This is a genomic window from Nigerium sp., from assembly GCF_039811905.1.
Taxonomy (GTDB): domain Bacteria; phylum Actinomycetota; class Actinomycetes; order Propionibacteriales; family Propionibacteriaceae; genus Propioniciclava.
Genome location: NZ_JBDHZL010000086.1, coordinates 1 through 10988, shown reverse-complemented (window position 1 = coordinate 10988; position 10988 = coordinate 1). Strand labels below are relative to the sequence as shown.

Sequence of the window (10988 nt, the reverse complement as noted above, 5' to 3'; positions counted from 1 at the left end):
GTAGATTGCACTACATGGTGGAGTGGAACGGAGGCCCCACACGGCCGGCACGTGAGTACCCAACCGAAGAGCGCGAGATCCGCTTCTTCTTTGACTATGGCCACCCTTGGCCACTGTGGGAGAACTACACAGATGAGTACGCAATGACACCTGAGGACTACGGCCTCTCCCCCGAGCTCGTCACACTGTTGGGGCGCTGCTGTGCGCTGTGGGAGTGCATGGACTTCGACGGGCGGTTCGACCCACCTGAGGCCGAAGCTCAGTTCGAGGAGGCCTGCAGGGAAGCTGTGGAGAAGCTACGCACGGAGGTCCACCCAATCAAGGTCAAACGGGACTGAACGAGTACTACCACCGGCACCGTATTCGCCACGATCGACGCCGCTCCAAGATCGGCTACCTCAGCCCACTACAGTACGAACACCACCGGGCCCGACAGGCCGGCTAGCCGGCCCTCCGCGCAGCCTGACCAAGCAACCACCTGTCCGGAATCCGGGGTCGACCTCAGCCCATCCCGAACGACTCCACCGACGCCCACTCGCACCCAAGCTACCCGAGCGCGTCACCATCAACGACCCCGCCAAACGCGGAGGCGATCCACCATCCAGAAACTGGGCTGGACGCGTCTCACTTGACTTGACAACTACCGCAGCGGGGACGCCTGCTGGATGCCAGCGTGACGCACGAGGGCCTCATCTACGTCGCCAAGAGCTGACGCCGAGCCCTTCTGCTGCCGACTGGAGGCGAGGGCGACGGCGGCAGCCAGGTCGTGGCTGCCCGGCCTGGGCCGCGGGATAGACTCGGGCCCCATGAGTGAGCGCATCCAACGGCGCCGGTCGCGGACCGAGGACGCCGAGGTCGAGGTCGTCGATCCCGCACCCCAGGGGCAGGCCGTCGACTATGACGCGCTCCTGGACGAGATCGACGGCGTGCTGGAGAGCAACGCCGAGGAGTACGTGAAGAACTTCGTGCAGAAGGGCGGGCAGTGACCCCCGTGAACCCGGCGCCCGCGGGCCCCAGCGCGTCGTTCGCCGACCTGCTGGCGCGCACCGCCCCCGAGGCGCTGCCCCGCGCGACCACCCAGCCGCACCCCACCACGCGCGCCGACGCCGCCGCACCGGCCCCGCACGGCACGACGATCGTCGTGGCCACCTACGCCGGGGGCGTCGCGATGGCCGGCGACCGCCGGGCGACGTGGGGCAGCCAGATCGCGCAGCGCGACATCGAGAAGGTCTTTCCCGCCGACGAGTTCACCCTGGTCGGCATCGCCGGCGTCGCGGGCGCCGCGGTAGAGCTCGTCCGCCTCTTCCAGGTCGAGCTGGAGCACTACGAGAAGATCGAGGGGACGCCGCTCAGCTTCGCCGGCAAGGCCAATCGCCTCGGCGGCCTCCTGCGGGCGAACCTCGGCCAGGCGATGCAGGGGTTCACGGTGCTGCCCGTCTTCGCCGGCTGGGACGGCGAGCGTGGCCGCATCGTCAGCTACGACGTCGTCGGCGGCCGCTACCCCGAGGAGGGCTTCTACGCCGTCGGCTCGGGGGCGTCCTTCGCGCGGGGGAGCCTGAAGAAGCTGCACCACCCCGGCATGTCCGAATCGGACGCCGTGACCGCCCTGGTGGAGGCACTCGTCGACTCGTCCGACGACGACTCGGCCACCGCGGGTCCCGACCCCATCCGGCGCATCTACCCGCTCGTCTACACGGCGGACGCCGCGGGCGTCCGCCGCTGGGGGGCCGATCGGCTGGAACCGCTCGTCGAGGGCGTCCTCGCCGGACGCCGTGAACGTCCTGACGGCCCGGGGGTGCCGCTGCGATGACCATGCCGTTCTACGTCGCCCCCGAGCAGCAGATGAAGGACCGCGCCGACTTCGCCCGCAAGGGCATCGCCCGCGGCCGCTCGGTGGTCGCGCTGCGCTACGCCGACGGGCTCGCGTTCGTCGCGGAGAACCCGTCGTCGACGCTGCACAAGGTCTCCGAGATCTACGACCGCATCGCGTTCGCCGGCGTGGGTCGCTACAACGAGTTCGAGGCGCTCCGCGTCGCCGGCATCCAGCAGGCCGACCTCCGCGGCTACACCTACGACCGGGCCGACGTCACCGCCCGCGGGCTCGTCAACAACTACGCCCAGGTGCTGGGCGGAGCCTTCGGGTCCGCCCACGACAAGCCCCTCGAGGTCGAGCTGGTCGTCGGCGAGCTCGGCCCGGACCCCTCCGCCGACCGCCTCTACCGGCTGGGCTTCGACGGCTCCGTCACCGACGAGCCCGCGTTCGCGGTGATCGGCGGGTCGGCCTCCTCGCTCGCCGGCGTCGTCCGCGACGGGTTCGACCCGGCCGCGCCGCTCGCGCAGGCGCTGCGGCTGGCCGCGTCCGCCCTCTCGGACGCCGCGGGGCACCGGCTGGACGCCCACGAGCTCGAGGTCGGCGTCCTCGACCGGACGCGCCCCGGTCGGCGCCTGTTCGCGCGGCTCACCCGCGAGCGCGTCGCCGAAGCGGTGAGGCCCGCGTGAAGAAGATCAACCTGTCGCCGACCCTCATCATCGGGACCGGCCTGGTCGGGGCGTCCATCGGCATGGCGCTGACCGCCCGGGGCGTCCGGGTGCACGTGACGGACGCGGTGCCCAGCCACGCGATCGTCGCGGCGTCCCTGGGGGCCGGCACGACGGAGCCGGTCGACCCGGCGCGCGTCCGGCTGGTTGTGGTCGCCGTGCCGCCGGCGGCGCTCGCCGACGTCGTCGCCGAGGCGCTCACGACGTACCCCCGCGCGACGGTCACCGACGTCGGCTCGGTGAAGGGCACGGTGCTGGCGAAGCTGCGTGCCCGCGACGGGCTCGACCTGGCGCGCTACGTCGGCAGCCACCCCATGGCGGGCTCCCAGCACGCCGGGCCGCTGACGGCCCGCGCCGACCTCTTCGAGGAGCGCACCTGGGTGGTCACGCCGCACGACACGGCGTCCGCGCACACGGTGCTCGACGTCGGCGAACTGGTCCGGCTGTGCGGCGCCCGCGAGGTCAGCCTCGGGCCCGCCCACCACGACGAGGCCGTCGCCGAGGTGTCGCACGTGCCGCAGTTGCTGAGCTCGCTCATGGGCGGCGTCCTCAACGACGTGCCGCCCGAGCACCTGCGGCTCGCCGGCCAGGGCGTACGCGATGTGACGCGCGTCGCCGGCTCCGACCCGGGTCTGTGGCGGCAGATCATCGCCGCGAACCGCAGCGCGGTCGCGCACCTGCTGCACGAGGTCCGCGACGAGCTGGATTCGCTGCTCGCCGTGCTCGACGGCCCGGACGACGAGGTCCCCGACGGCCTCACCGCGTTTCTCCAGTGGGGTCAGGACGGCGTCCGGCAGCTTCCGGGCAAGCACGGGGCCGCGCCGGGCAACCTCGCGCACGTCGTCATCGAGATCCCCGACACGCCCGGCGCGCTGGCCCGGCTGTTCGCCGACATCGGCGAGGTGGGCTTCAACGTCGAGGACCTCGCGATCGAGCACGACACCCAACGCGAGGTCGGGTTCCTCTCCGTGCAGGTGGCGCGCCCCAAGGCGGCCGCGCTGGAGGCGTCCATGCGCGAGCGCGGCTGGACGGTCCGCCACTAGCGGGACGGGTAGACTGCACCGGTGCAGAAACGCCTCGTCATCGCCATCGACGGCCCCTCGGGGTCGGGCAAGTCGTCCACGTCCCGCGAGGTCGCGCGGCGGCTCGGCCTCGGCTACCTCGATACCGGCGCCATGTACCGGGCGGTGGCCGTCGCCTTCCTCGATTCGGGCGTGAGCCGCGACGACACCGCCGGCATCATCGCCGCGACGCGGGGCGCGAACATCGAGTTGAGCCTCGACCCCGACCAGCGCTGGGTGCGGGTGAACGGCCGCGAAGTCACCGACGAGATCCGCGAGCCGCGCACGTCGGCGCAGGTCAGCGCGGTCGCGACGATCCCCGAGTGCCGGGCGGATCTGGTGGCGCGCCAGCGCGCGCTCATGGACGCCGACCCTCGCGGCGTCGTCGCCGAGGGCCGCGACATCACGACCGTCGTCTACCCGGACGCCGGCCTGCGCCTGCTGCTCACCGCGTCCCCCGAGGCCCGGCTGCGGCGCCGCCGCGGCGACCTGGGCGCCGGTGTCTCGGACGCCGACCTGCGCGACCAGGTGCTCCGGCGCGATCGCGACGACTCCACGCTGGTCGAGTTCTCCACGCCCGCCGAAGGCGTCACGCTGCTCGACACGTCGGAGATGACATTCGAGCAGGTCGTCGACCGCATCGTCTCCCTCGCCCAGGAGGTGCGCGCGTGAGCGCCAAGCCCGTCCTCGCCGTCGTCGGCCGCCCCAACGTGGGCAAGTCGATGCTCGTCAACCGCATCATCGGACGCCGCGAGGCCGTGGTGCAGGACGTGCCGGGCGTCACCCGCGACCGCGTCAGCTACGACGCCCGGTGGAACGGGCGGGAGTTCGTCATCGTCGACACCGGCGGGTGGGCGTCCGACGCGCAGGGCATGGCCCAGCGGATCGCCGAGCAGGCCGAGCTGGCCATCGCGGCGGCGGACGCCGTCCTCTTCGTCGTGGACGCCTCGGTCGGCGTGACGGACGAGGACGAGGCGGTCGTCCGGGTGCTGCGCCGCACCAACAAGCCCATCGTGTTGGCCGTCAACAAGGTCGACGACGCGCGCGCCGAGCCCGAGGTCGCCGCCATGTGGCAGCTCGGGCTGGGGGAGCCGTGGCCCGTGTCCGCGCTGCACGGCCGCGGCTCGGGCGACCTGCTGGACGCCGTCCTCGCGGCCCTCCCCGAGGCGCCGGCCGAGCAATTCGACGAGCCGGGCGGGCCGCGGCGCGTCGCCATCGTCGGCAAGCCGAACGTCGGCAAGAGCTCGCTGCTCAACAAGCTCGCCCGGCAACAGCGCGCGGTCGTCGACAACGTCGCCGGCACGACCGTCGACCCGGTCGACGAGCTCGTCACGGTGGGCGGCTCGGTCTATCGCTTCATCGACACGGCCGGCCTGCGCCGGCGGGTGCGGGAGGCGTCCGGGCACGAGTACTACGCGTCCCTGCGCACGCAGGGCGCGATCGAGCGCGCGGAGGTGTGCGTGGTGGTGATCGACGCCTCCGAGCCGATCGCCGACCAGGACCTCAAGATCCTGTCGATGGTGGAGGAGGCGGGCAAGGCGCTCGTCATCGCCTTCAACAAGTGGGATCTGACCGACGACGAGCGCCGCCGCTACCTGGCCCGCGAAGTCGAGCGCGACGTCCAGGCGTTCGCGTGGGCCCCTCAGGTGAACATGTCGGCCCTGACGGGTCGCAACGTGGACAAACTGCGCAACGCCATCGAGGAGGCGCTGGCCGGCTGGGAGACCCGCGTCACGACGGGCCAGCTCAACGCGTTCCTCGGCCGCGTGGCGGCCGCCCACCCGCATCCGGTGCGCGGCGGCAAGCAGCCGCGCGTCCTGTTCGGAACGCAGGCGCAGAACTGCCCGCCGACGTTCGTTTTGTTCACGACCGGCCCGCTCGACCCGCAGTACGTCCGGTTCGTGGAACGTCGGCTGCGCGAGGAGTTCGGATTCCGCGGGACGCCGGTGCTCGTCGATTTCCGGGCGCGCGAAAAGCGGCGTAAGTAGCGCCGGACGGGCGCCGCGGACGTCCGGAAGGCCGACGAATCGGCGGGGGTCTCAACGTCCGGACGCCCTGTCCGTCAGTCGTCTCACAAAGGCTTATGCGCGGCGACGCACGGCCGCGTTCATCCCAGTTAGGGTATTGCAGAGCGGCCCCGCTACCCCTAGCTTTGTCACGCCTCGCTGCTGCAACGGGTTGCCAGAATAGTTTGTAAGACTAATAAGACGGCTCTAGGCTCGGCGGAGCATGAGAGCCTCACCTGCCGAGGTTCTCGGGACCAATGGGACCGGCCCCTCCACCCTCACAGCAGGAGGCCTAGATATGGCAGTTAGAACGAAACATCGGCGCGCCTCCGCGCCGCCGAAGGGCGTCTCGGAGTTGATCGTCGAGAACGATCTGCGCTCCGTCGACGGCCTCGAGCCCGGCGAACGTCGGCTGGCGACGCGCAACCGGTATTCGCCGGTCGTCCTGGCGATGACGCTGTTGGCCACGATCGGCGTGATCGCCTACGGCATCTTCTTGCTGAACCCCGCCAACCGCGGCGACCTGCTGCCCTGGCTGATGGTGATCGTGGCGGAGACCATCCTGATCTTCCACGCGCTGATGAGCATGTGGGTCATGCTGGCCGGCTACGGCAAGAACCCGCCCTACGCGTTCTACGAGGCGCAGGGCAACCTGTACGACCCCGAGCAGAACGACGCCCTGGGCGTCGGTGACGACCCGACCCAGTGGCCGCTGCACATCAACGGGCACGAGGTGACGGTCGACGTCCACATCACCGTGTACGGCGAGCCGCTGGACGTCATCCGCACCACGGTGCTCGCCGCGCAGGGCATCCGCGGCAAGCACGACACGTACATCCTCGACGACGGCAACAGCGACGCCGTGCGCGATCTGGCGTCCCGGCTGCGGTGCGGCTACATCCGCCGCCTCAGCAACGCGGGCGCGAAGGCCGGCAACGTGAACAACGCGCTGTCGATCGCCAAGGGCGACTTCTACGTCATCTTCGACGCCGACTTCATCGCCGAGCCCGAGTTTCTGGAGGAGACGCTGCCGCACATGGCGGACACGAACGTCGCGTTCGTCCAGACGCCGCAGACCTACGGGAACATGCACAACGCCATCTCCAAGGGCGCGGGCTACATGCAGAACATGTTCTACCGGTTCATTCAGCCGGGCCGAAACGAGTTCAACGCGGCGTTCTGCGTCGGCACGAACGTGTTGTTCCGCCGGACGGCGATCGAAGACATCGGCGGCATGTACACGCAGTCGAAGTCGGAGGACGTCTGGACGTCCCTCATGCTGCACGAACGCGGCTGGCGGTCGGTGTTCGTCGCGCAGAAGCTCGCGACCGGCGACGCCCCCGAGACGATCGAGGCGTATTCGAAGCAGCAGCTGCGGTGGGCGACCGGCGGGTTCGAGATCCTGTTCACGCACAACCCGATGAGCCGCAAGCGGAACCTGACGATCGACCAGAAGCTCATGTACTTCGTCACGGCGACGCACTACCTGACGGGGATTGCGCCGGGCATCCTGCTGTTCGTGCCGGCGCTGGAGGTCTTCTTCGACCTGCACCCGGTGAACCTGACGGTCGGCCCGTGGACGTGGCTGCTGTTCTACTCCGGCTTCTACGTGCTGCAGATCGTGCTCGCCGCCGTGATCCTCGGGACCTTCCGGCCGCAGGTGTTGCTGCTGGCCGCGGCGTCCTTCCCGATCTACCTGCGCGCCCTGCGCAACGCATTCCTGGGCGTCGACACGAAGTGGTCGGTGACGGGCACGACGGGCGGCAAGGCGTCCGCGTTCACGTTCATCATTCCGCAGGTGTTGACGTTCGTCTTCCTCGTGATGACGTCCGCGGTCTCGATCTGGCGCGATCTGACCGTGCAGCACTTCAACATCGCGACGTTCTGGTCGGTGGTGAACTCCCTGATCCTGGGGGCGTTCATCATCACCGCGTTCTCCGAGAACCACGCCGCGCGCGTCGAGGCCAAGCGCGCGGCCCGGGCGCCGCTCGAGCCGATGCCGGAAAATCTCGAGAACCACCTCGCGGCCGCCGTCGAGCACCGGCGCGACACTCCGTTCGGCCGCGAGCAGATCGTCGGCGCGCGCCACGCGATCGACGACCTCGCCTCCGGGAACGCTCCCGTCGCCGGCAGCCGCTACTCCACCCCTGATCGAAACGAGGACCACTCATGACCTGGCTCAACCGACTGAAGCTCCTGACGGGCATCGTGCTGGTCATCGCCGTCGTGGCGATGCTGACGATCCTGTTCAACCAGCGCCAGAATCAGGTCAACAGCCTGACGGCGTCCATCGACGCTCCGACGTCGCCGGTCGGCTCCGGCTTCGGCGGCACCGTGCTCTCCCAGCGCGTCAACGAGGGCGACCACGTGACGAAGGGCCAGCAGTTGTTCACCGTGTACTCGGTGTCGCTGCAGCAGGCTGTGCAGCAGGGCGCGAAGCCGACGAGCACGGACGCCTTCACGGTCGACACCGCGAACGCGCGGGTCACCTACAAGGCCGTCACGGACGGCTACATCGCCGACCTGAAGGGCGTCACCGGCGCCTACATCCCCGACGGGCAGTCGTTGGCGGAGGTCGTCTCCGACAGCAGCCGTTACGTCAAGGCGATCTACCGGCTGAACCCGGCCGACTACGGCCGGATCGAGCGGGGCGCGCCGGTCACGATCATCCTGCCGAACATGCAGACGGTCACGGGCCAGGTGGAGACGGTGACGGTCGAGACCGAGAACGCCGAGGCGATCACGACGGTCACGGTGACCAGCGACGAGTTGAAGGCGTCCCCGACCGACACGCTGACCCGCAAGGGCACCCCGGTGACGGCTGAGATGCGGCTGCGCGACGACGGCTGGCTCGCCGGCCCGACGCAGTCGGTGCTGTCGTTCCTGACGAAGATCGGGCTGAGGTAGCGCATGCGTCGCCTTCTGGCGTTCGTCATCGCTCTCGCCTGCCTCGCGGTCGGGCTCGCCGGCTGCACCCGGACGCCGGGGCAGAACGAGCCCACCGGGGGCGCGCCCGGGTCGTCCGCCGACACGGTGCTCGACCCGGCGGCCGTCCAGGCGGCCGTGGACGCCCTCGGCTCAGCCCCCGGCAAGGACCTGAAGCCCAACCGGCTCGCCCCGGGGCTGCTGCCGCCGACGAACCGCTGGTTCTCGGGGCTCGTCTTCGGCGACCAGGCGCAGCCGGTGTTCCCGATGCCGCTGTCGTTCGGCGTCGACGGCAAGGGGTTCAGCCTCGGGCTGCCGACGGTCACGACATCCGCGAAGACCATCATGGGCAGCTACAAGCCGCTCGTGCAGGTCGGCCTCGGGACGCCGTCGTGGCAGGTCACCGGCTACGACGACCTGAGCGTGACGCTGACGGCGTCCAACGGGGCGTCGAAGCTCGGCGAGATCCGGCTCACGCAGGGCTCGCCGTTCATCACCTACACCGCGGACGCCGCCCAGCGCGTGTCCACGAACGTGGCGTTCGTGCAGTCCGGCGGGCAGTGGACGGCGAAGGACGGCAACACGACCTACGTCGTCGTCGCCGACAACGGGACGATCTCGCAGCGGGGCGTCGACCTGCAGGCGCGGGGGAGCGTGACGTTCTTCGTCGTCCCCGAGGGCGGGGACGCCCAGGCGATGGCCGAGCTGGCCAAGCCGAAGATCACCGGCACGAAGGCGTCCTATGAGGTGGGGAGCGACGCGAAGACGACGCTCACCTACGAGACGTCGGGCGGCCCCACCGCCCTGGCGCTGGAGCCGCACCAGCAGGGGGCGGCGTCCTCCTGCACGTTGGGGACGTACGCGAGCATCCTCGGCACGATGAAGGTCTGCTCGGGCAACGAGATCTCCTGGACGACGCCGGTCTACGCCGCGCGCACCCAGCTCGATCTCAGCCGGCTGAGCGACGACGAGAAGGGCGAGCTGAAGACGGCTCTGGACGCCGACCTCGCGGCGGCCAAGCCGTACCCGGCCGACACGTACTTCGGCGGGAAGGCGCTGTTCCGCGACGCGCAGTTGTACACGATCGCGAAGCAGATCGGGGCGACGCAGCAGGCGGACTCGCTGAAGCAGAAGGTCACGGATTCTCTGACGCGCTGGACGACTGCGTCCGGGTGCCAGCAGGCGCAGGCGTTCTGCTTCTCCTACGACTCGACGAACAAGGGCATCGTCGGCAAGACGGCGTCGTTCGGGTCGGACGAGTTCAACGATCACCACTTCCACTACGGGTATTTCCTGTACGCGGCGGGCGTGATGGCCGCGGATGACCCGGGGCTGGCCGACCGCATCAAGCCGGTGATGAACCTGCTGGCGGCGGATATCGCGACGTCCCCGGCGACGGAGCTGTTCCCGCAGCGGCGGGTGTTCGACGTGTACAACTCGCACTCGTGGGCGTCCGGGACGGCTCCGTTCGCCGACGGGAACAACCAGGAGTCGGTGTCGGAGGCCGTGAACGCCTGGTCGGGGCTCACGCTGTGGGCGCGGGCGTCCGGGAACGCGAAGCTGGAGGCGGAGGCGCGCTGGATGCACGCGCTGGAGGCGCAGTCCGCGCGTGCGTACTGGACGAACTTCGACAAGTCGCAGCCCGTCTACCAGGGCTTCGGCCATGAGGTGACGCCGCTGGTGTTCGGGGGCAAACGCGATTACGCGACGTGGTTCTCGGCGGAGCCGGCGGCCGCGCTGGCGATCCTGCTGATCCCGATGAACCCGTCGTCGGACTTCCTCGGCGGTGACCCCGCGCGCATCGACGCCAACGTCAAGGAGGGCACGGCGAGCGGCGGATTCACCCAGCAGTACGGCGACCTGATGCTGATGTACGCGGCGATGGCCGGCGAACAGCAGCGGACCGCCGCGCTCCAGCAGGCGCGTTCGTTGCCCGCGGGCGACGTCGACGACTCGACCAGCAAGACCTACCTGCTCGCCTGGCTGTTCAGCCTCAAGAAGTAGGGCGGTCGTTCGCGGGGCCGCGGACCGAGAAGGTCTGGGGACGCGGCCCCTCAGATTGTGGGACGCCTCACCCCTCGTCAGCGGCGGCGCCGGTTCCGGCGCCGCCGCTGACGCGCTCATTGGCTTTCTGACCAGGGGATTCAGGCGACTGAGGACGCGGCCGGTGGGGGATCGGCTTGGAGAAGTTCGAGTCGGCGTCGTAGCGATCTTCGGGGGTCGGGGCGACGGTGGGGTAGGACATGCTCACCTCCAGGGATCGGGCCCGTCGGCGGCGGTGCGCCGATTGGAGCGAAGGGTAGGGGAAGTGTAAGCTACTGCGTCGTTGGCCACTACGGTGGCCGGTCGCGGGCTGTAGCGCAGTTTGGTAGCGCACTTGACTGGGGGTCAAGGGGTCGCAGGTTCAAATCCTGTCAGCCCGACCACTTCACCGAACGCAACAAGACAGGGCCTCGGA

General features: G+C 70.0%; 10 protein-coding genes and 1 tRNA gene. All 11 read left to right on the top strand.

The window, feature by feature from the left end; all coding sequences use genetic code 11:
- Positions 1-338: hypothetical protein (locus WMJ97_RS11970; protein ID WP_347349226.1), on the top strand; the 338-nt coding region annotated here is incomplete at its 5' end.
- 468 nt (positions 339-806) lie between these two features.
- Positions 807-986 carry a ubiquitin-like protein Pup gene (locus tag WMJ97_RS11965; protein WP_347349225.1) on the top strand — a complete coding sequence of 60 codons (180 nt, stop codon included), beginning with the start codon at positions 807-809 and terminating at the stop codon, positions 984-986.
- Positions 983-1810 carry a proteasome subunit beta gene (gene prcB / locus WMJ97_RS11960; RefSeq protein WP_347349224.1) on the top strand — a complete coding sequence of 276 codons (828 nt, stop codon included), beginning with the start codon at positions 983-985 and terminating at the stop codon, positions 1808-1810. Before WMJ97_RS11965 ends, prcB begins: the two co-directional genes overlap by 4 nt.
- Complete coding sequence (prcA, locus tag WMJ97_RS11955) at positions 1807-2499, top strand: proteasome subunit alpha (protein WP_347349223.1); 693 nt, start codon at positions 1807-1809, stop codon at positions 2497-2499. The genes prcB and prcA overlap by 4 nt, the downstream gene beginning before the upstream one ends.
- Complete coding sequence (locus WMJ97_RS11950; protein WP_347349222.1) at positions 2496-3581, top strand: prephenate dehydrogenase; 1086 nt, start codon at positions 2496-2498, stop codon at positions 3579-3581. Before prcA ends, WMJ97_RS11950 begins: the two co-directional genes overlap by 4 nt.
- Before the next feature lie 21 nt (positions 3582-3602).
- Positions 3603-4271 (top strand): (d)CMP kinase, encoded by a 669-nt coding sequence (gene cmk, locus WMJ97_RS11945; protein WP_347349221.1) that lies wholly within the window; start codon positions 3603-3605, stop codon positions 4269-4271.
- Positions 4217-5587 (top strand): ribosome biogenesis GTPase Der, encoded by a 1371-nt coding sequence (gene der, locus WMJ97_RS11940; protein WP_347349227.1) that lies wholly within the window; start codon positions 4217-4219, stop codon positions 5585-5587. The genes cmk and der overlap by 55 nt, the downstream gene beginning before the upstream one ends.
- A 316-nt stretch (positions 5588-5903) precedes the next feature.
- Positions 5904-7778, top strand: a complete 1875-nt coding sequence (locus tag WMJ97_RS11935) for a glycosyltransferase family 2 protein (protein ID WP_347349220.1) — start codon at positions 5904-5906, stop codon at positions 7776-7778.
- On the top strand, positions 7775-8512 hold the full coding sequence (locus WMJ97_RS11930; protein WP_347349219.1) for an HlyD family efflux transporter periplasmic adaptor subunit: 738 nt from the start codon (positions 7775-7777) through the stop codon (positions 8510-8512). The genes WMJ97_RS11935 and WMJ97_RS11930 overlap by 4 nt, the downstream gene beginning before the upstream one ends.
- Before the next feature lie 3 nt (positions 8513-8515).
- A complete protein-coding gene (locus WMJ97_RS11925) occupies positions 8516-10534 on the top strand; it encodes a glycosyl hydrolase (protein ID WP_347349218.1) in 2019 nt (672 codons plus the stop codon).
- Between the two features lie 345 nt (positions 10535-10879).
- Positions 10880-10956 (top strand) — tRNA-Pro (locus tag WMJ97_RS11920).
- Positions 10957-10988: the final 32 nt, after the last annotated feature.

Bases quoted from the DNA above. Each gene is read 5' to 3' on its own strand.
- WMJ97_RS11965 (WP_347349225.1), top strand. From the start codon at position 807: ATGAGTGAGCGCATCCAACGGCGCCGGTCGCGGACCGAGGACGCCGAG.
- prcA (WP_347349223.1), top strand. From the start codon at position 1,807: ATGACCATGCCGTTCTACGTCGCCCCCGAGCAGCAGATGAAGGACCGC.
- WMJ97_RS11935 (WP_347349220.1), top strand. From the start codon at position 5,904: ATGGCAGTTAGAACGAAACATCGGCGCGCCTCCGCGCCGCCGAAGGGC.
- WMJ97_RS11930 (WP_347349219.1), top strand. From the start codon at position 7,775: ATGACCTGGCTCAACCGACTGAAGCTCCTGACGGGCATCGTGCTGGTC.
- WMJ97_RS11925 (WP_347349218.1), top strand. From the start codon at position 8,516: ATGCGTCGCCTTCTGGCGTTCGTCATCGCTCTCGCCTGCCTCGCGGTC.